This window comes from Neobacillus terrisolis (assembly GCF_051233475.1).
Classification (GTDB): domain Bacteria; phylum Bacillota; class Bacilli; order Bacillales; family Cytobacillaceae; genus Bacillus_BU.
The window spans coordinates 83,149-103,730 of record NZ_JBKFGH010000022.1 but is presented as its reverse complement, the minus strand read 5'-3'; the positions used below and the strand labels follow the sequence as shown (position 1 = coordinate 103,730).

The 20,582-nt window shown below is 36.6% G+C and carries 17 protein-coding genes and 1 pseudogene; 16 read left to right on the top strand and 2 right to left on the bottom strand.

Annotation, left to right across the window (positions count from 1 at the left end; translation table 11 throughout):
* The first annotated feature begins 2 nt into the window (after positions 1-2).
* The 12 genes and pseudogenes from ACI48O_RS14650 to ACI48O_RS14595 all read left to right on the top strand — a co-directional run bounded on the left by ACI48O_RS14650 (position 3) and on the right by ACI48O_RS14595 (position 14,596).
* Positions 3-1,271 (top strand): peptidase, encoded by a 1,269-nt coding sequence (locus tag ACI48O_RS14650; RefSeq protein ID WP_435562568.1) that lies wholly within the window; start codon positions 3-5, stop codon positions 1,269-1,271.
* Between the two features lie 35 nt (positions 1,272-1,306).
* Positions 1,307-2,164 (top strand): putative beta-lysine N-acetyltransferase, encoded by an 858-nt coding sequence (ablB, locus tag ACI48O_RS14645; RefSeq protein WP_435562567.1) that lies wholly within the window; start codon positions 1,307-1,309, stop codon positions 2,162-2,164.
* 103 nt (positions 2,165-2,267) lie between these two features.
* Positions 2,268-3,653: a sigma-54 interaction domain-containing protein gene (locus ACI48O_RS14640; protein WP_435562566.1), complete on the top strand. Its 1,386-nt coding sequence runs from the start codon at positions 2,268-2,270 to the stop codon at positions 3,651-3,653.
* A gap of 117 nt (positions 3,654-3,770) precedes the next feature.
* Positions 3,771-5,189 carry a lysine 2,3-aminomutase gene (gene kamA / locus ACI48O_RS14635; RefSeq protein ID WP_435562565.1) on the top strand — a complete coding sequence of 473 codons (1,419 nt, stop codon included), beginning with the start codon at positions 3,771-3,773 and terminating at the stop codon, positions 5,187-5,189.
* A gap of 10 nt (positions 5,190-5,199) precedes the next feature.
* A complete protein-coding gene (locus tag ACI48O_RS14630; protein WP_435562564.1) occupies positions 5,200-5,481 on the top strand; it encodes a YokU family protein in 282 nt (93 codons plus the stop codon).
* Positions 5,482-5,686: 205 nt separating this feature from the next.
* On the top strand, positions 5,687-6,613 hold the full coding sequence (rarD, locus tag ACI48O_RS14625; RefSeq protein WP_435562563.1) for an EamA family transporter RarD: 927 nt from the start codon (positions 5,687-5,689) through the stop codon (positions 6,611-6,613).
* A 931-nt stretch (positions 6,614-7,544) separates the two neighbouring features.
* The gene (locus ACI48O_RS14620) at positions 7,545-7,967 is read left to right on the top strand and encodes a hypothetical protein (RefSeq protein WP_435562562.1); all 423 of its coding nucleotides are present in this window, start codon (positions 7,545-7,547) and stop codon (positions 7,965-7,967) included.
* 144 nt (positions 7,968-8,111) lie between these two features.
* Positions 8,112-8,585 (top strand): annotated as a pseudogene (locus tag ACI48O_RS14615) (lysine 2,3-aminomutase); the annotation flags it as partial.
* A 10-nt stretch (positions 8,586-8,595) separates the two neighbouring features.
* Entirely contained in the window at positions 8,596-8,877 is a 282-nt protein-coding gene (locus ACI48O_RS14610; RefSeq protein WP_435562561.1) for a YokU family protein, read from the top strand.
* A 333-nt stretch (positions 8,878-9,210) separates the two neighbouring features.
* Entirely contained in the window at positions 9,211-11,547 is a 2,337-nt protein-coding gene (locus ACI48O_RS14605) for a helix-turn-helix domain-containing protein (RefSeq protein ID WP_435562560.1), read from the top strand.
* A 324-nt stretch (positions 11,548-11,871) separates the two neighbouring features.
* Entirely contained in the window at positions 11,872-13,305 is a 1,434-nt protein-coding gene (locus tag ACI48O_RS14600; RefSeq protein ID WP_435562559.1) for an MFS transporter, read from the top strand.
* A 103-nt stretch (positions 13,306-13,408) separates the two neighbouring features.
* Entirely contained in the window at positions 13,409-14,596 is a 1,188-nt protein-coding gene (locus tag ACI48O_RS14595; RefSeq protein WP_435562645.1) for an amidohydrolase, read from the top strand.
* Positions 14,597-14,909: 313 nt separating this feature from the next.
* On the opposite strand, the gene ACI48O_RS14590 is transcribed toward ACI48O_RS14595, so the two are convergent.
* Positions 14,910-15,098 carry a hypothetical protein gene (locus ACI48O_RS14590; protein WP_435562558.1) on the bottom strand — a complete coding sequence of 63 codons (189 nt, stop codon included), beginning with the start codon at positions 15,096-15,098 and terminating at the stop codon, positions 14,910-14,912.
* A gap of 669 nt (positions 15,099-15,767) precedes the next feature.
* Between ACI48O_RS14590 and ACI48O_RS14585 the strand changes: the two genes are divergently transcribed.
* From ACI48O_RS14585 to ACI48O_RS14570, 4 genes are all read left to right on the top strand, one after another.
* Entirely contained in the window at positions 15,768-16,220 is a 453-nt protein-coding gene (locus tag ACI48O_RS14585) for a VOC family protein (protein ID WP_435562557.1), read from the top strand.
* Between the two features lie 401 nt (positions 16,221-16,621).
* Complete coding sequence (locus ACI48O_RS14580) at positions 16,622-17,515, top strand: NAD-dependent epimerase/dehydratase family protein (RefSeq protein WP_435562556.1); 894 nt, start codon at positions 16,622-16,624, stop codon at positions 17,513-17,515.
* Positions 17,516-18,370: 855 nt separating this feature from the next.
* Complete coding sequence (locus ACI48O_RS14575) at positions 18,371-19,261, top strand: hypothetical protein (protein ID WP_435562555.1); 891 nt, start codon at positions 18,371-18,373, stop codon at positions 19,259-19,261.
* A 285-nt stretch (positions 19,262-19,546) separates the two neighbouring features.
* Positions 19,547-19,684, top strand: coding sequence for a cyclophilin-like fold protein (locus tag ACI48O_RS14570; protein WP_435562554.1), 138 nt, complete (start codon positions 19,547-19,549; stop codon positions 19,682-19,684).
* Positions 19,685-19,930: 246 nt separating this feature from the next.
* On the opposite strand, the gene ACI48O_RS14565 is transcribed toward ACI48O_RS14570, so the two are convergent.
* Positions 19,931-20,476, bottom strand: a complete 546-nt coding sequence (locus ACI48O_RS14565; protein ID WP_435562553.1) for a TetR/AcrR family transcriptional regulator — start codon at positions 20,474-20,476, stop codon at positions 19,931-19,933.
* Between the last annotated feature and the right edge of the window lie 106 nt (positions 20,477-20,582).

The window sequence follows — 20,582 nt, the reverse complement described above, 5'->3', positions numbered from 1 at the left end:
GGATGGAGCCTTACGAAAGCAGGTTGGTGGAGTGGTTAAAGAAAAATCAAGCAAGGGGAACCTCGCTCCTGCAAAAATTAGTTCAAGAGGGAAGCACTAGAGGGAATGAAAGTAGCGCCCAGGCGGTCGTGATAGAAAAGTGCCGGGAGCTTGGTTTAATACTTGATATTTGGGAAATTGGCAATAAGCAGCTGTTAAGTCATCCCTATTTTTGTTCGGATCGCAAGGTTTTTGAAGGAAATCCAAATGTTGTTGGTATTTTGAAAGGGAAAGGAGGAGGCAGGTCAATCATATTAAACAGTCATATTGACGTGGTTCCGGAAGGGGATCGGAACAATTGGCTCGATGACCCTTTTAGTGGGAAGGTTAAAGATGGGAAGCTATATGGCAGGGGTTCAACAGATATGAAAGGGGGAACCGCTGCTCTTTTGCTTGCACTTGAAGCAATCCGAGCAAGTGATATTACCTTAAAGGGCGATGTCATTTTTGAAAGTGTGATAGAGGAAGAAAGTGGGGGTGCGGGAACACTGGCAACACTCCTGAGAGGGTATACTGCGGATGCTGCCATCATCCCGGAGCCGACCAATTTAAAGCTGTTCCCAAAACAGCAGGGTTCAATGTGGTTTCGAATCAGTGTAACTGGAAAATCAGCCCACGGCGGTACAAGATATGAGGGAACAAGCGCAATCGAAAAGGCGATGCAAGTAATCGAGCAGCTTCAGAGTCTGGAAAAAAAGAGAAATAGCCGAATTGACGATCCGTTATATGAACATATTAAAATACCAATTCCAATTAATGTTGGAAAAATAAATAGCGGATCATGGCCATCTTCAGTTCCTGACTTAGCAATAATTGAAGGAAGAATGGGAGTAGCGCCAAACGAAACAATGGAAAATGCCCAAACTGAAATGGAAACGGCTTTATTGGCCTTACAGCAATTGGATTCATGGTTTAACTTACATCCCCCAACCATTGAATGGTTTGGCGGCAGGTGGTTGCCGGGGAATCTTTCGATAGAACATCCATTAATTCAAGTCGTTAAAGACCGCTATGCATCAGTTGTTAATAGCCAGGCAGTGATTGAAGCTTCCCCTTGGGGAACAGACGGGGGAATTTTATCTCAGGTTGGTCACATTCCAGTGCTCGTATTTGGACCCGGAGTAACTGAAGTAGCCCATGATGCGAATGAATACATTCATCTAAAGGACGTATATTTGGTAGCTGAAATTATCGCTCTTTCGATTATAAGATGGTGTGGAATCGACCATTAGTTTTGATACAATTTAAGAGGAAAGGAGGAGGGAACGTGTCAACACAAGCTCAAACAAAAATCATTACTGGCCCTTCTTATACAATCGAAGCGTATCTCGACCCTTTTAACAAACGAGTTCGAATTGATGATTTTCGTGGCAATGTTAAGCAAGTAATTGAAGCAGCAGAACTTGAAGCAGAACATATTCAAGCAGAAAAATTAATCTTTAAAGTACGTCAGGAGTATTTTGCCGACTTTCTCGTCCATGGGTTTAACTGTGAAGCCAAATTAGATGGATATTTTCTCGGTTCCGATTCTTATTTTTTTTGCAAGTATTATCAACCAGAGCGGATGGAAAATGATCAATGGGTTTTTGAAGATCAGATTATTAAAAATGTTTACTTGCTACAAAGGCAAACGAAAGATCCTTTGCCTCAACCCGATATAATCTTAAGAAAAGCGGATTTCAAAGATGCCAAAGCCCTATCTCAACTTTATAGAGAAGTGTTTCAAGTGTATCCAACACCACTTCATGATGCGGATTATGTAACAAAAACAATGAAAGATGGAACCATCTATTATGTCATTGAACAAGATGGTCAAGTAATTAGCGCTGCTTCTGCAGAAGTAAATCAATTTTATAGAAATGCAGAATTAACCGATTGTGCAACGCTTGCTCAGCATCGAAAGCACGGTTATGTAAAGCTATTATTACAAATGCTTGAAGAAGAGCTGATTCGTAATGGGATTTTTTGTGCCTATTCACTATCAAGGGCACAATCCTTTGGTATGAATGCGGCTTTTTATCAGCTTGGCTATCAGTATCGGGGACGTTTGCTTAACAATTGTTTAATTTTTGATCAAATTGAAAATATGAACCTGTGGGTCAAAGATTTATCAAGTTCGGATTAATACTGGAAACCAGTTTCTTCCTAGAGCTGTGCCCGTTTTCTGGCAGAAAAATAGACAGTTTTTCGGCACCATTTCATATATTAGGATTGGGATGGTGAAAAGGATGATCGAATACAACAATGTGACAAAGGAAGTGTTAGCCTCCATCTTAAAAAGTATTGATGAAGCTATACACGTTGTCAACAATGAGGGAATTTCGGTTTTTTACAATGAAGTAGCCGCGAAGCATGATGGCCTGAAAATGGATGAAGTCCTTGGAAAACCTCTGCTCTCCGTATTCCCTTCTCTAAACGAAAAGACGAGTACCCTCTTAAAGGTATTAAAAACAAAGGAGCCTATTATTAACCAACCTCAATCTTATGTTAATGTTCATGGGCAAAAAATAGAAACCATCAATACTACTCTCCCCATTTTCGATCAAGAAGAATTAATCGGTGCAGTTGAAATCGGCAAGGATTATTCGCGAATTAAGTCTATCTACGAGAGATGGTTAGATCTAGAAAAAAACAAAAGGCGACAAAATCCAGAAAATAAACGGGTTCAATATACACTGGATGATCTTAAAACCGTTCACTCTTCCTTCCAACAAATGAAGAAACAAGCAAAAAAACTGGCCATTTCCGACTCACCAATCATTGTTTTTGGGGAAAGCGGTACGGGAAAAGAGCTGTTTGTTCAAGGGATTCATCATGCTTCAACAAGAAAAGAAGGTCCTTTTATAGCACAAAATTGTGCGGCGATTCCAGCTAATTTGCTGGAAAGCATTCTATTTGGCACAGCAAAAGGAAGCTATACTGGTGCTCTCGACCGGCCGGGGTTATTTGAGTTGGCTAGTGGTGGGACGTTATTTCTTGATGAGCTTCACTGCATGCCCATTGAGCTTCAAGCAAAGTTGTTAAGAGTACTGGAGGATAGCGTGGTACGAAGGGTGGGCGGGGCTAAAAACATTTTAATCGATGTCAGAATCATTGCAGCAATGAATATCAACCCTATGCTCGCTGTAGAACAACAGCAGCTTCGCCATGATTTGTTTTATCGGCTGAATGTACTATCCTTCGAACTTATTCCCCTTCGAAACCGAAAAGAGGATATTCTTTTTCTAACGGACCATTTTATTGCGCATTTTAATGATTTTCTTAGTAAAAACATTATTGGACTGGACGAGGACGTAAAATGTTTCTTTTTAGAATATCACTGGCCCGGAAATGTTCGTGAATTAAAGCATGCCATTGAATATATGATGAATGTATGTGAACAGCCTTATTTAACAGTCGGCGAGCTGCCTGTTTTTTTTAAAAACGCTCTACTTAGTAAGGAAATGAAAAGGAATGCGTCCTTATCCCTCAAGGGAAATCTACAAAAATTAGAGAGAGAGCTAATATCGCAAGCTCTGTCTTTAACAAAGGGTAATATTCAGCAAGCAGCGAGTATATTGGATATTCCAAGGCAAACACTTCAATATAAAATCAAGAAGTATCGTGCCGAATAATTGGCATGATACTTCTTGTTACTTTTGCAAAGCCTTTACATAGAAACGTTTCTCCTCCCTTATATTTTGGCACAAAAATTGCATTAATTTCTCATAGAAAGCATGGGAGGAATGACAATGAAACAAACTTTATATAAACCAACGCGGCATTGGAAGGACATTGAATTATGGAAGGACGTAACGGACGTACAGTGGAACGATTGGTTATGGCAGCTTACCAATACGATTCGAACATTAGATGACCTGAAGAAGGTTATTCAGTTAACGAAGGATGAAGAAGAAGGAGTAAGAATCTCAACAAAAACCATTCCATTGAATATAACCCCTTATTATGCTTCGTTAATGAACCCGGATGACCCTCGTTGCCCGATTCGAATGCAATCGGTTCCGATCTCAAAGGAAATTTACAAAACGAAATATGATTTAGAGGATCCATTACACGAGGATGAAGATTCTCCTGTTCCTGGATTAACCCATCGCTATCCGGATCGCGTTCTTTTCCTTGTTACCAATCAGTGCTCCATGTACTGCCGCTATTGTACAAGAAGAAGATTTTCCGGCCAAATTGGGATGGGTGTGCCGAAGAAACAAATTGACGCAGCGATCACCTATATTAGCAATACTCCCGAAGTTCGGGATGTCTTGCTATCAGGCGGAGATGGGCTGTTAATCAATGATAATATTTTAGAATATATTTTAAAAAACCTGCGGGAAATAGATCATGTTGAAATAATTCGAATAGGTACTAGAGCTCCTGTGGTTTTCCCGCAAAGAATCACAGAAAACCTATGTAATATTTTTAAAAAATATCATCCCATTTGGTTAAATACCCATTTTAATACCTCTATTGAGATTACCAAAGACTCGAAACGAGCCTGTGAAATGCTGGCCAATGCAGGGGTGCCGGTTGGAAATCAGTCTGTTATTCTAGCCGGCATAAACGACAGTGTCCCAATTATGAAAAAGCTCATGCACGATTTAGTAAGAATTAGAGTTCGTCCTTATTATATTTACCAATGTGATCTCTCAGAAGGAATTGGCCATTTTAGAGCACCTGTTTCAAAGGGGTTAGAAATTATTGAGGGATTACGAGGGCATACTTCGGGTTATGCCGTCCCAACCTTCGTTTGCGATAGTCCCGGTGGTGGTGGGAAAATTGCGTTGCAGCCGAATTATCTAATATCTCAGAGTGCGGATAAAGTAGTGTTGAGGAATTTTGAGGGTGTGATAACATCCTATCCAGAACCGCAGAACTATATACCAGGCACAGCGGAAGATTATTTTAAAGGCGTATATCCTGATTATGAGAAATACCACTCCAATGTCGGGATATCCGGGGTTATGAATGACAGTAAATTCAACCTCATACCCGAAGATCTTCATCGTCTAAATAGAAGGCAAAAGTACCAGCAAGATCCCACCCATTCTTCTCTAAAGGATAAACGTGAAAAGCGTGATGAGTTAAAGGAAAAGAAATTTAAAGCGCAGCAAAAATCAAGCGATTTTGTGGAATCCAAACCATCTGAAAATGAGTAGGTGATTTGTGTTGGAGATTAAATGTGAGTGGTGTGGAGGAAACGCATGCAGCGGGGAGAACACGGTTTATTGGGAGCTGTCGGATGGCACAAGGGCGATCGAAATTACGATGACCCCAGCGGTTATCTGCCAAGAATGTGACATGGTGTACCAGACCGATAACACGATTAAAGAAATTGAAGATCAATTGTTTTTAGTGGATACAAAGCTAATCGGAAATTCAATAGGTTTTAAGGAATTAATGATGTTACCTAGATTGTTGAAGAGAAATTATTTTGATTTTTCTTCTTAAGGTTTCTTTCAAACTTTTAAATGGCACTCTGACGTGGGTGCCATTTTTCGTATTTATTAATTTTTTTCTTATACAACAATCGGGCCAAATAATCGAATAAGCGTTTGCTACAAATCTAAAAGATTTCTAAAAAGTTTGGTAGTAAACTTTAATTTAACCTTATTGTTATAATGGAGTAAACGTATAAACAGGAAGAAGGCTTAGAATGAAATTAAATAATGAAAAAGATGGTGTTGTATATGCCGTTTTTTCTTATGTAATGTGGGGGCTTACTCCAATTTATTGGAAACTTACTCAGCATATATCTTCTGGAGAGATTTTAGCCCAACGAGTTTTTTGGTCTTTTATTTTTATGATTGTGCTTTTATTTTATTTAAAGAAAAGGAATGTATATGTTGGATTCGTAAAAGAAATCGTAAAGAAACCAAAATTGTTTTGGTCCCTTTTTCTTGCTTCTGTTCTGATTAGTTCAAACTGGGGTATCTTTATGTGGGCTGTGATTGAAGGGAAGATATTAGAAGCAAGTCTTGGTCAATATATAAATCCTTTAACAAGTATGTTAATCGGTGTAATAGCATTAAAAGAAAAGTTGAGTGGTTCTCAAGTTTTTGCATTTATTTTAGCAGGAATAGGGGTACTAATACTAACGCTCCATTATGGTGTTATTCCTTGGATTTCGCTTAGTCTTGCACTAACCTTTGGGTTTTATGGTTTAACAAAGAAAATGATTAAAGCAGATTCAACAATTGGATTAGCTCTTGAAACGATGGTGATATCCCCAATTGCGTTAGTATATTTGATATACTTGATGTTTCAGTCTCAAATACAATTTTTCGATTCCCTTTCAACAAGTTTACTCTTAATGGGTAGTGGTGTAGTAACCGTTCTACCTCTTTTATTTTTTACTATGAGTGCCCAAAAGGTAACACTATCTATGCTTGGAATTCTCCAATATATTTCACCAACACTAGCACTAATAGTGGGGGTTTTTCTTTATAACGAAACGTTGACACAAGCACATTTTATAGCGTTTATCTTCATTTGGTCAGCTCTTGCAATTTATACTTTTTCATCGGTAACTAAGAGAGGAAAAAAGAGGGAAGAACATATTAAAAGTAAAATGAGGGCCTGACAAGAGCAATTTTTCATTTCTAACGAGGGCGATGCTTCAATAAGAAGCATCGCCTTTCTTATTGAACAAACGAAGCATTTTATCTCAATTACAGTATTCAGCAATCGGGCGCGATTATCAAAAAGATGGTCGCGCCTATTTCAAGTTTGGCCCAGATGCTGAAAAATACCAAGATAACTAGGTTAAAGTTTAGAAGAAATTGTAAAAAACTTAAAGTAACTGCAGATTAGTGGAATAAGAAATCTGAGGTTTCCATAGTAAATGGTATAATTTTCTTAGTGACTTGAAAGGAGGCGTTGAATTATTTCAAACACTTCATTCAAAGTAAAGGAGAGAAAAGATGAATAAAATTTTATCTGGAATTATTCGTTTTATCGTCACTCTTGCCCTTGTTGTGCTAATTTATTTCATGGCTTTTAGAGTTTTTTAAATGAACAATACTAGAATAGTAAAAGGTTTTAAATTATTCAAGAAAAGGGCGCGATTGTTGAATAGAAAGACTATTTCTTATGCAATGCAAGAATTAGATAACACACTACTACATCATATTATCTGCCACACCATTCCAACCATGTTGTCGTTACCAAAATAGGTTTAAAATAAGTAATTAGTGATGAACAAATTATTCATTTTATATATCAAGTTAATGTTTATAGTATTTAGTGATAATTTACTATAATAAATAGCAAAGAGAAGTATACATTAAAAAACGAGAGTGCAGCTTGTCACTTCTTTACTTTTAAGGCTACCTGGTATCTAATTCTCATTTAGCCTTAAAAAAGGAGGGCAAGCTTTTCTTATTGTCTAAGGAGTGGTTTCCTTTTAGGATTTTGAAGAAGCAGCGACTCTTGTGTGGGCTAAAAATACAGATTATACAAATGCACTAAAGTAAAATTGGTTGTAATATTTATAAAGAAAGAAGATGAAGAAAGTGAACAAATCGAAACTGTTGTCTTATGCCACAGGTGGTTTGTTATCTTTTATTGGGATCAGTGGTGTAATTGTTGGACTTTTGCTTGTAATAGAACCAGACGGAAGATGGGTGGGGTTGAACACGGATCTATTAAAGAATACACCATTCGTTAACTTTATGATTCCAGGAATCCTGTTATTTGCCGTCAATGGGGTCGGTAGTCTGATAGGCACTTTTTTAGTATTAAAAAAACACCATAATAATGGAATTGCCACCATCTTTTTAGGAGTAGCAATGATTATTTGGATTTCTGCAGAAGTATACTGGTTTGGTTGGATTAGTAGTGGGCTACAAATAACATTCTTAGTAGTCGGTGTGGTTGAGGTAGTTTTAGGATATTTCTTACATGAACAGGATCGTCATCGGGCACACATACATTAAATTAGTGGAGGTTTTTTGAAAACGTCTAGTCCTGGTGAACATGTGGAGTACGGGAAACATTTTGTAAATAGTCAATAACCAAAACAGGACAAATAGTCATTATGTCTAATTAAAGCTGCAAATCAAGATGATTATCTTCTTGTTTTGCAGTTTTTTCGTTATTTAAAAGTACTTACAATAAAAAACGCAGTCCCTACCTTCGTTTGCGATGCTCCTGGTGGTGGTGGAAAGATTTCGCTGCAGCCGAATTATCTTATTTCACAAAGTGCGGATAAAGTGGTGTTGAGGAATTTTGAAGGTGTGATAACATCCTACCCAGAACCGCAGAACTATATACCAGGCACAGCAGAAGATTATTTTAAAGGCGTATATCCTGATTATGAGAATTACCAATCCAATGTCGGGATATCCGGCGTTATGAATGACAGTTAATTCAACCTCATACCCGAAGATCTTCATCGTCTAAATAGAAGGCAAAAGTACCAGCAAGATCCCACCCATTCTTCTCTAAAGGATAAACGTGAAAAGCGTGATGAGTTAAAGGAAAAGAAATTTAGAGCGCAGCAAAAATCAAGCGATATTAAAGATCAAGAAAATGAATCAACGGGAAATGAGTAGGTGATTTGTGATGGAGATTAAATGTGAGTGGTGTGGAGGAAACGCAAGCAGCGGTGAGAACACTGTTTATTGGGAGCTGCCTGATGGATCAAGGGCAATCGTAATTACAATGACACCAGCGATTAACTGCCAGGAGTGTGACATGGTGTACCAGACTGACAACATCATTAAAGAAATAGAAGATCAATTGTTTTTAGTGGATACCATGATCATCGGAAATTCAATAAGTTTTAAGGAATTAATGGTCTTACCTAGATTGTTGAAGAGAAATTATTTTGATTTTTCTTCTTAAAATTCTTTCAATCTTTTATTTGGCGCTCAGAAATGGGTGCCATTTTCATGTTTTTTAATTTTTTTCTTATTAAACAATCGGGCCATTATTGAAGAAGAGTTCAAGAAATTTATTGGTAATTCATTTAAGTTGTTTGGGATTAATCGGAGTGAACCGGACCATTAGTAAATGAGGTTTTTTATGGCAAAAAAGAGGGAATCTAGTACCGTTAAATGGTGCGACTTCCCTCTTTTTAAATTTTAGAAAAAGGGTTTATTATTATTGTTAAGGAAAGTATTAAATAGCTTTTGGGCATTCTCTTTATCGGACAAGAAGGAATTAGGAGTGAGTGGGATGAACGATCCATTGTCAGATTTTCAAATATCATTTCAACATATTGATTTACTTGTTCCAAGGATAAATAAAGGGATTCAATTTATCCTTGTAATAAGTGGTGAATTAAAAATAGAAACATCTAGTCGTTTTTATCATTTGGAAGAAAAGGATTTGCTGGTCATAAATCGTAATCAGCTTTACCAGGTTGTGGGTAGGAAAAATAATAGGGTAATGGTTGTAACCATTTCAGATGCCTTCATGGATTATCATTACACAGCCTATCGAAATAGTCGATTTGAATGCTATTCCAGAGAAATTGATTTGGGAAGAGATGATATGATTGTTTCGATTCGTAAACTGCTAGCAAACGTGATGATTAGTTATTATAGACAAGCTGAAAGCTATCGAATTGAGGTTAAAAGTTATATCTGCCAAATATTACTTTTCCTGATTCGAGGTTTTAAAGTAGAGGGCAGTGCTCTTGAGAAAATGGATACAGACGATCTTCGTTTATCCCAAATCATCGACTATATGGAAAAAAACTATGACCAGATGATTACATTAGAGGAAGTAGCTAAGAAATTTTTTCTGTCAACAGGCTATCTATCCCGTTATTTTAAACAGAAAATGGGTATGGGTTTTAGTCGTTTTTTAATGAATATAAGGCTTAATCATAGTATAAAGGATTTGCTTTATACGACTGACTCGATTTCGCAAATCGCCATGAATAATGGCTTTCCCAATACAAAGTCCTTTTCAACCCTTTTTAAAGAAGTGTATGGAACCACCCCGCATGTATATCGTGAGAACCATTATGTACAAAAAGAAGATTCAGTTCAAAACTATAACAAAGAAGATGTTTTAAATTTTATCCAATCACCTGAAATTGTAGCAAGATTAAGCAGCATGATTTTAGATGATCAAAAATCTTATTCCCATAATGAGACAAGGTATGAAAGGTTGCCATTAAACCTATCTCAACCTGTGACAATGAAAATAAAAGGTCCCGATCACATTCTGGAAATTGGAGAAATTATTGAATTATTAAAAGAAGATGTACGATCTCAAGTACTGGATGTGAAAAGGGATTTGCAGCTGCGTTTTATCGGAGTCCGCCATCTGTTGAGTAATACAGCCATTCCTCCAGAGGTCGAAACAGATGAAGAGATTCCGACAACTTCTCCGTATTTTGCAATTGATCGTGCATTGGGATTCATGAAGACGTATGAACTATCTTTGTTTGTTCGGGTCGATTATATGGATATCTCTAGAAATGAAGAACCTTATTTTACTAAACTTACTCAGTTTATAAGACATTGTTTGCAGCTTTATGGAGAATCGTTTGTGAAGCAATGGCATGTGATGTTTTACGAGCCTTATTACACTGGAGTTGATGTAAAAGAACTTCAGAGAGTTTATTTAAAACTGCACAAAGCATTGAAAACGATGATCCCTTCCATTCAAGTAGGAGTATACATGCCTTTTTCTTTCCACAATGAAAAGACCAGTGATCATCATGAATGGCAGCTAGAAAATGAAACGTCTATTGATTTTATCGGTTATAACGCTAACCAAAATGAGGTCATTGATTTTAAGGAAATAGCGGATAACAAATTTTATTTAGCAAGGGATTATATTAAGGAAAAAACGGACAAGTTGAAACGGTATTTAAAAAGCAACCATTTTGAAAAACCGCTTCATCTCGTTTCATGGAACACGTTGTCGGGCAATACCCGGTATACGAACGGCACTTTTTTTCGAGGAGCATTAGTCTTAAAAAATGTACTAGACATAGCAAATGATGTAAAAACAGTTGCTCTTTGGATCAATACTATCGTACATGAAGAAATAGAAAAAGATAAACGGTTTCGGATGGATGGCGTCGAATTATTCCATTATTTAAACGGAAAGCGCCCCGCTTATTTTGCGTTGATGTTCTTAAAACGCTTGCATGGCGAGGTTGTTGCACATGGAAAGGATTACGTAATGACACAGAATGAGCGGGGATATCAATTGATCCTGATGAATAGTACGATTATCAATCCGTACCTTTCTGTTGAAGAGACATTTCTTCAAAAGCTTAATAAAGAAATTCACGTAACGATTTCTGGAATCCCGAAAGGGGAATATCAAATACGTAAGCATGTGTTTGATAAAAATCATGGAGCATTATACACCAAATGGTGGAACTTGAACAGTAAACATGGGATGGATGCTGAAATCATTGAATATATCATCAATTCCAGCAGACCATCTTTAGAGATTTTTGATGAATCGATTGAAGAGGATTGGTCATTTTTTACCTACTTAACCAGTAATGCAATTCATTTTTTTGATATTCGGAAAACCTATTGATAATACAAAAAGGGGTCTGACACCATAATTCCAAAACTTTGGGGTTTATGGTGTCAGACCTTTTTTGATTAAAAGGATAAAAATTAACCGTTTAATTTTTACCTACACATCCATCTGGTTAATTAATTTGCATATTGTCTTATGGATTTGCATCAAAATTGACTCACTAAATTATTCAGCAATTTTTATAATGATCATATAGAAACACCATAAAGGGTTCCTGAGTTTCATTAAGAAAATTATACTTTTCTGGTCAAACAAGAGGAGTATCTTAATCATAAAACTTGGTGTACAAAGGACCCATTAAAATATAGGAGGTAAACCATGGAGACAAATTATAAAGGTACAGATAAGATGATCACAGGAATTGTGTTCGGGGTTATCACATTTTGGCTTTTTGCACAAGCAATGGTCAATGTCGTGCCGGCCGTCCAAGAAGATTTAGGGATTTCATCCGGAACGCTAAATATAGCCATCAGCTTAACAGCCTTATTCTCCGGAATGTTTATTGTTGCTGCCGGCGGAATCGCAGATAAAATTGGACGTAAAAAAGTTACCTATCTCGGGTTAATTTTAAGTGTTATCGGATCCCTTTGCCTTGTATTCGCGCAAGGAGCTGCATTGTTAATTATCGGACGTATCATTCAAGGACTTTCTGCAGCATGTATTATGCCAGCAACGATTGCTTTAGTGAAAGCATATTTTGATGGAAAAGAAAGGCAACGTGCTCTAAGTTTTTGGTCAATCGGATCTTGGGGCGGTTCAGGAGTTTGTTCGTTTGCAGGCGGTGCCATTGCCACGTATATGGGTTGGAAATGGATCTTTATATTCTCAATTATTTTTGCCCTACTCGCGATGTGGCTGATAAAAGATACACCTGAAAGCAAAGCGGAAGAAACTGGAGTATTTAAATTTGATTTTATTGGCTTAGCTATCTTCATCGTCACCATGATTGCATTAAACGTTTTCATTACATTCGGTGCAGACCTAGGCTGGACAAGCCCAATTTCCATTATCTCTGCCGTTGTTACCATTATTGGATCTATTGTCTTCTTTAAAGTTGAAAAAAAGAAAAAGATCGCACTGATTGATTTCTCTTTATTTAAAAATAAACCATATGCTGGTGCCACTTACTCAAACTTTTTATTAAACGCTGTAGCTGGAACGCTCGTTGTTGCTAATACCTATGTTCAAGTCGGCCGGGGTTTCACTGCTTTTCAGTCAGGAATGTTATCCATTGGATATTTAGTAGCTGTGCTTGCAATGATTCGTGTGGGAGAGAAAATCTTGCAAAAAGCGGGTGCCAAATTACCTATGATATGGGGCGCTATGATCACAACAGTTGGTGTAGCGTTAATGGGATTAACATTCTTACCTGGTTTTGCCTATACTGTCGTTGTATTTATTGGGTTTGCTTTATTTGGTCTTGGACTTGGAGTATATGCGACACCGTCTACAGATACATCCGTATCCAATGCTCCATCAAACAAAGTGGGCGAAGCTGCAGGGATTTATAAAATGGCAAGCTCTCTCGGCGGTGCATTCGGTGTGGCCATTTCGGCAACGGTTTATAGTTCAGTTGCAGCAGCTGGAAGTGTTGCTACTGCAGCATCAGTAGGGATTATTGTAAACGTTATATTCGGGATACTTTCTATTATTTCTATTGTGGCCATGGTTCCGAAAAGTGCAGGTCGAGCATCAGAAGCTTCATCAGCAAAAGCAAGACTCACACCAAAACCACAGAAAGTTGCTAATTAATAGAGATAAAGTAACGTAAGAGGTCGGATTCAGCTCATTTTATTCATTAGGCATAGAATGGGAGTTTACTCCATTCTATGCCATCAAAAGGGAGATGAAAATGATGAAAAGTGATTTAATGGGAATGTTAGAATCACGTAAAGAAGAAATAATCGAAATTCGACGTTATCTACATGAAAATCCTGAGATATCCTTTAAAGAGGAGAAAACAGCTCAGTACATTGCGGATTTTTATAAGGGAAAAGATGTTGATATTCAAACACATGTTGGGAATGGTTATGGCATTATCGTCACGATTAAAGGTGGAAAACCAGGAAAAACTATTGGACTTCGCGCTGATTTTGATGCTCTTCCAATTACAGAAGAAGCAGATGTTCCGTTTAAGTCAAAAAATGAAGGTGTCATGCATGCGTGTGGACATGATGGACATACAGCATACTTGTTAGTTTTGGCTGATTGCTTAATCCAATTAAAAGATTCCATCCCAGGTACCATCAAAATCATTCACCAGCATGCAGAGGAAGTCCCGCCAGGTGGAGCCAAAAGTATTGTAGAGTCTGGTTTGATTGATGACTTAGATGCCATTTATGGTATTCATTTGTTGCCTATGGGACCTGCGGGAACAGTAGGATATCACGCTGGGTATTCCTTCAATGGACGTGCATACTTGAAATTGAAAGTTCAAGGAAGAGGTGGCCATGGTTCCTCTCCTCATCTAGCTAACGATGCTATTGTTGCTGCTGCACATTTTGTTACAGCTGCCCAAACCATAGTTAGTCGAAGATTAAGCCCTTTCGATATAGGTGTTATTACAATCGGGTCTTTTGATGGAAGGGGGACATTCAACGTGATCAAGGACAGCGTAGAACTTGAAGGCGATATTCGCTATATGACTGTGGAAACAAAAGAAACGATTGAGAGAGAAGTTAAACGGATCGTAAGAGGAATTGAAGAAGAATTTGGCGTAACCTGTGAGCTTACGTATACTCCAGATTATCCACCTTTGTACAACAATCCTGATCTTACGGCAAAGGTTGCAGAAAGTTTACGAAGCATGAATGATCGAGATATTTTAGAAGTAAAAGAATTTCCAGCAATGTCTCCATCTGAAGACTTTGCTTATTATGCTGAAAAATTCCCTGCTTGCTTCTTTTACATCGCATGTACACCAAAAGGGGTAGACGATCCTTACTTCAATCATCACCCAAAATTTGATATCGATGAAGATTCACTTCTAGTAGCTGCGAAAGCTGTTGGACAAGTTGTGTGCAGCTATTATCAAATAGACTAAAAGAAAGTTAAAGAACCCTTTCACTTACTTCATTTATTCAGTAAGTGAGAGGGTTCTTTGCATGGTATCATTTTGTTTAATTACGATGAACCGTACCACATGTGATAATATGTGTTAGTTTGAGTTTGTAATTTAATTGATATAACTAATACTATAAAAAGTCGCTCTATCAACTATGATTGACCGCTTTTTTTCTCCTTAATCTATTAACAATGTACGCTATCAATCGAAGGTGGATGACAAGTTATGATTGGTAGCTATTCAGCAATCGGGTGCTTTTCTGGAGTAATAAAAAAAGCCCAATTTCTCAGCATTAAATTGAGAAATTAGGCTTTTTAATATTGTCATTTTTTTTGCGTTGTAAATTCGAGTTTTGTTGGTGATACCCCAGATAAGTCTCTTGCACACCTCTGTTTTGTTGCAACAACAAAACTAATTTACGAACAAGTATTTCCTTCTTTTGTTTCTTCTCAGACGCTTTGCTTTTTAGATTATATGACATATTCACACCTCACACCTCAACAAAAGTGAGCATTTATAATTAGGTTCCCATTCTTAATTTAATTTTTTTTAATAACAATCAAAATGTCACTTCATCAAATTGAAAACTCAGCCATCAAATTAGATATTTTAGACCTGTCCATTTTTACTTCCCGAACTTTTGAATGGTTTTCCTTAATCTATTTATAGAACTAATGACATAAGACAATATAGTTAATTCGTATTTATTTCTTAGTTTTTGTCCGTTTTTGTCGAAATTATATGCTGAATGTAGGGTTACTGGAATCATTTAAACCGACAATATTGCCAAACCATAGCTCAGTGTTTCTAATTTCGTTAATAAATAGGAAAAATATATTAAAGAAAATGTGGCATTGAAATAAAGTCGCGTTGTTTATAAAAAAGGTGCGATGATTTGCCCTCATGATAGCATTCACGAAATAAGGTTCACGAATATTCCATAGCAGAGGGTTTACGAAGTGTTGTTCGTTAACAAGATGTTATATAACATACTCGAAAACCCAATTTCACATTTTCCTATACTGTGACTTTTCATTTTATTATGAACTGTGACAAGGTGTTTTTTGTTTGGAAGGAATTTGTAATTTTTGAAAAGAATAATTATGAAGATGAACAGGTAATAAATTTTTACATATAAGGAGATAAAACTATGGCAAAAAACAAATTACTAAGAATGGACAATGTCGGTATCGTTGTAGAATCCCTTGATGAAGCAATCTCTTTCTTCGAGGAGATTGGCTTAATCCTCGAAGGGCGAGTCACTGTCGAAGGAGAATGGGCTGGTCGTGTAACCGGACTGGGTTCTCAGTGCGTAGAGATTGCTATGATGGTTACCCCAGATGGCCACAGCCGAATTGAACTTTCGCGATTTCTCACCCCACCTACTATATCAGATCATCGGACTGCTCCTGTAAACGCCCTAGGTTATCTCCGCGTCATGTTCACCGTTGAGGACATTGACGAAATGGTATCCAGACTTACTAAGTACGGTGCTCAGCTAGTTGGCGAAGTGGTTCAGTACGAGAACTCGTATCGACTCTGCTACATTCGTGGTACCGAAGGACTTCTAATCGGTTTGGCGGAACAACTCGGTAACAAATAAGTAAGTGACGTTTTATAAAAAGCCTTTACTGAAGTAAAAATTGAAACAGAAAAGCGGTGTGAAATTAACTCGAAGAAGTCGGGTGTGTATATAACACGGCATTAACGCTATGGGACTCTCCGAGCCGAGAAGAAGCAGGGAAGATTCAGGTGACAACCCTTCGCTCTAAGGCTCGAAGGGTTCGTGAATGCGAAAACGTCATAGGTCAATCCGTCTCGATTTGAAGAAAATTCATATTCAATAGAAGGGCGCTTTATCCTGCAGGAAGGATAGGCGCATTTTTTCATTTTAGGCTAAGATTGTAGAATAAAATAATGTGCAATTATTGGAATTTTTAGATAAAATATCCATTAAATGACAGATGGAAAAATAAATTTTGAAAGTGAGAAAAGGAGAACATTATGAAAACGGCATTAGTGTTAGGGGGAACAAGATTTTTTGGAGTAAAACTAATTCAATCTTTACTCGATAATGGTATATCGGTAACGGTTGCTACAAGAGGAAATGCACCTATACCTTTCTCAGAAGTAGAATTGATTCAATTTGATCGAGATAAGGTTGAATCTTTTTATTCTGCATTCAAAAGTAGGAAGTGGGATGTAATATTTGATCAAATTTGCTATTCATCAATTGATGCACGTAACGCCATTGAAGTTTTTGAAAATAAGACGAAAAAGTACATATTCACCTCTACATTATCTGTTTACGATATTCTTGATCGGGAACTATTTGAAAATGATTTTGATCCATATTCATATCCTATTAAGTTAGGAAAAAGGGAAGATTTCACCTATCAAGAGGGGAAACGGCAAGCAGAATCTGTTTTTTTTCAAAAATCACCATTCCCAGTAGTGGCCGTTAGATTTCCAATTGTTCTGGGTGTAAATGATTATACAGAAAGAATGATTTATTATATAAACAAGGTCATTGATGAAGAAACTATTTATTTAAGCAATCTGGATGCAGCCATAAGTTTTATTAATGAAGATGAAGCAGGTAAGTTTCTTAGTTGGATTGGTACTACAGATTTCCTTGGCCCAATTAATACTTGTTCAAATGGGACAGTGACTTTAAAAGAATTATTAGCATACATCGAGGAAGCAACAGGGATCAAAGCAAAAGTGGAAATAAGTCAGGATGACGAAAAGCAAACACCATATGCAATTCCCAGTACATGGACGATGTCCAATCAAAAAGCATCGGACTTGGGTTTTAAATTTCAAAGTTTGCATGAATGGCTTCCTGAATTAATTAGAAAATCAATAAAGTTAAGAGAAAAAAAGCTTAACAAATAGATAATAGCGATAGATTATTCAAGAAAAGGGCGCGATTATCAGAATGATGATCGCGCCTAAACAGGTTTAGGCCATTTATTTGAATAACGTATCTTTAGAAAATCGTTATAGGAGAAGAGTTTACAAGGGTTTTCACTTAAACTAAACCCAATTAAAAATGGTCAACCAGAAATATTTAGCATTCTGGCGAGGGGGTTATTGTCGAAAAGGTGCTGTCTTGCTTCCCTTGTATATTGCGTAGTAACCTCTATTATTTCCAACCATCGCAACTTCCTGTAATTCTAGATTAACAGTAAATGTATATCCATCCTTGGTTACCTGATGACTCATAAATGTTTCTATACTGTTGTGCCCAGGTGAATAATACATGGCAACTTTTACGTCCTTGATAACATTACCTATTTGGTTTGTAGTATTCCTTACTGATTCTAATAGGATTTCTCTATTTTTGTAAGTTTTGTAATTATCAAAATCAAGAAATTGTTCTAGCTTTGGTTTATATAAAGTATTAGATTCAGATTTATGGTTACTAGTCTATTTGCCGTTTTCAGATATATGTATTTTCAAAGGAAGAACAAAGAAGAATAGCATCAGTAGAACAACTCTTCCCTTGTAAATTCTTCCTCATCAAATTTCTAAACGACCACTTCAGAATGGCAACCAAGTATTATTGAATAAATTGTAGGAACTTTACGCATAAACCTTACTTTTTTTGTGATAAGTTAGAAGTACTGGATGGAATATAAGGAGTCAACCATTATGGATAATATACTTGTAGTTAGAAGTGAGTTTCAAAATAGTTGGAAAAGCAACTAAAAAGACAGAATAAAGATAGGAAATGTTGGGAGATAGAATATGAAATATTATAGATATTTTGTAGTTATTTCTTTAGTTATTAGTGTATTAATGAATTATGTATTATTGAACAAGATAGAGGGTTTGGAAAATCAAGGGGATTCTATTTTGGAATATCAGAATCAATTAATGTCAAATATCCAATCGCAAACAAGTAATATTGAAAATGTAATGAATGAAATAAAACAGGAGCAAAGCTGGATAAGTACGATTGAGAGCTTTGTTGATCGCAAAGGCTCGCAGGCAGAGATAACTTTTGAATGGCAAATGAAAGAGCTCCAAAATAATTCAAATATTGTTTTTAATTATTCATTAGGGGAAGATAAAGAGTATTTAACTGTGCCCGCAGTAAATAAAAAGAATGGATTGTTTTATGTAACGGTTCCTGTGGATGTTGAATTCGAGCCACACTGGGTGATTCAGCTAAATGCATCTGGTAACCAAGCAGAAGTGAGTAATGATAAGGAAATTGAAGAGAGAAAATTTGATCAAAATGCAATGAAGTATTTTGTATCCGCTTCTTCCGATGACATCGTGAAAAGCAGCGAAATACACAAAATGGATTTAACTAACCTAGGTTCTATGGATTATGGCTTGTTAGATGTGATAGTCGATATGACGAATAATGACTATTTTGTTTCCGTTTTACATTCTACCGAAGGTAATGATAACTTCATCCCATTAAAAAAGGTTTACATAATGAAGTACCGAAATAAAGAATTGATTAAAGAAGAAAAGCTTATCTCTGATGATAGTTCTGATTCATCAGAAGAGGAGCCTGTTTTTTTCCGGATGAAGCAATCAGAGAAATTGGAATATACGCGTCTGCTTGTAAAGGTAGTCTATAGCAATGGCCAAACATTTGAAAAAGAAATCAATTTAAAGAAGTAATTATTTGGACTAGCAATATTTGAACGGACAATTTGCAATAGTATAACTGATCCTTCTTTTTGCAAAGAGTACTGCGAGAATCTATAAATGATTCTAGTAATACGTCTCCTTTTATTTTATGCGGTTACTGTTCACCTGCTTTAGAAAAATCAGTTTAGTAGAAAAGGTGGATTTTCTAGGAACTGAATCGGTTTTTTTTAGAGTGGCGGATAATGTCACAAATCCCACTATAAATTAAAAAACGGTAATGCAGCTTTCCATGAGAAGGGAACTGAAATTTGAATTGTGATTTACCAAGCTTACTTTTATAAAGATTTCGGATATTCAAATGGACTTATAAAATTAGGGAAAATTGAATCTGGTATAGAAAATCTAGAAACTATGAAAGACAATTTTACTGTTCAGATTGAAAAAGTTGATTAAATAGAGCAATAATTAATTTCTTTCAAAAATGAACGCAATTTGTTCCTTACTTACAAATCACTCAAAATTGTTGTTTATATTGGAAAGACTGCCACGAATATTGATCATTTTTAGTAATGGAACAGGGGACAGGCTGGTGTTCCTAATATTTGTAGGATAAATATGAATATACCGAGATAAAAATCCTGAGTCCTGAATAGATATGGACTCAGGGTTTTAATTTTTTTTTAAGCCTTGATGATTTACTCAAAAATTCCTATCTAACAATGCCCCCGTTTGTTCAGCCATGTCACGGGCTGGCAAAGGCATTCCATTCTTGAACCACCATTCCACTGACCCAACGACCGCTGAGCCAAAAAATTGAAGAATAACTTCTTCATTTAATCCTTCGTTTTTTTCTATTTCTTCATCCATTTCCGCTCTAAACTCTTCGACGACCAAATCAAGAAACCGACTTCGAAAATAAGGGGCACCTTTACTCGCCAACATGGTTGAAAAGAATAAATAATTAGACTCAAAGTATTCGTACCAGACATAATTTCCTTCTTGGAACGTCATCTCTGATGCCGATTGGCATAGTTCTCGGAGATTCTCTATATGTTCTTCAATCATTTTATCTAGGAGGTCGTATTTATCCGTGTAATGAAGATAAATGGTTCCTCGATTAACATCTGCTCTGTCAGCAATATCCTGAATAGTAATGTCATCAAAACTTTTTTCAGCCATCAGTTCGGTTACAGCTTTTTTTATAGCTACTTGGCTTTTGGCTATTCTTCTATCTACCTTAGGCATTTTAATTCACCGATCTTTCTAGAGATAATCAACAATTGTAATTGATTTGTTGAGTAATCAACGATTTGCGCTAGATTAACCATTGAAAGTATGAAGGGCTTTTTTA

Excerpts from the sequence above, each read along its gene's own strand:
- ACI48O_RS14650 (WP_435562568.1), top strand. The coding sequence starts at position 3 with ATGGAGCCTTACGAAAGCAGGTTGGTGGAGTGGTTAAAGAAAAATCAA.
- ACI48O_RS14640 (WP_435562566.1), top strand. The coding sequence starts at position 2,268 with ATGATCGAATACAACAATGTGACAAAGGAAGTGTTAGCCTCCATCTTA.
- kamA (WP_435562565.1), top strand. The coding sequence starts at position 3,771 with ATGAAACAAACTTTATATAAACCAACGCGGCATTGGAAGGACATTGAA.
- rarD (WP_435562563.1), top strand. The coding sequence starts at position 5,687 with ATGAAATTAAATAATGAAAAAGATGGTGTTGTATATGCCGTTTTTTCT.
- ACI48O_RS14610 (WP_435562561.1), top strand. The coding sequence starts at position 8,596 with ATGGAGATTAAATGTGAGTGGTGTGGAGGAAACGCAAGCAGCGGTGAG.
- ACI48O_RS14605 (WP_435562560.1), top strand. The coding sequence starts at position 9,211 with ATGAACGATCCATTGTCAGATTTTCAAATATCATTTCAACATATTGAT.
- ACI48O_RS14600 (WP_435562559.1), top strand. The coding sequence starts at position 11,872 with ATGGAGACAAATTATAAAGGTACAGATAAGATGATCACAGGAATTGTG.
- ACI48O_RS14595 (WP_435562645.1), top strand. The coding sequence starts at position 13,409 with ATGAAAAGTGATTTAATGGGAATGTTAGAATCACGTAAAGAAGAAATA.
- ACI48O_RS14590 (WP_435562558.1), bottom strand. The coding sequence starts at position 15,098 with ATGTCATATAATCTAAAAAGCAAAGCGTCTGAGAAGAAACAAAAGAAG.
- ACI48O_RS14585 (WP_435562557.1), top strand. The coding sequence starts at position 15,768 with ATGGCAAAAAACAAATTACTAAGAATGGACAATGTCGGTATCGTTGTA.
- ACI48O_RS14580 (WP_435562556.1), top strand. The coding sequence starts at position 16,622 with ATGAAAACGGCATTAGTGTTAGGGGGAACAAGATTTTTTGGAGTAAAA.
- ACI48O_RS14575 (WP_435562555.1), top strand. The coding sequence starts at position 18,371 with ATGAAATATTATAGATATTTTGTAGTTATTTCTTTAGTTATTAGTGTA.
- ACI48O_RS14565 (WP_435562553.1), bottom strand. The coding sequence starts at position 20,476 with ATGCCTAAGGTAGATAGAAGAATAGCCAAAAGCCAAGTAGCTATAAAA.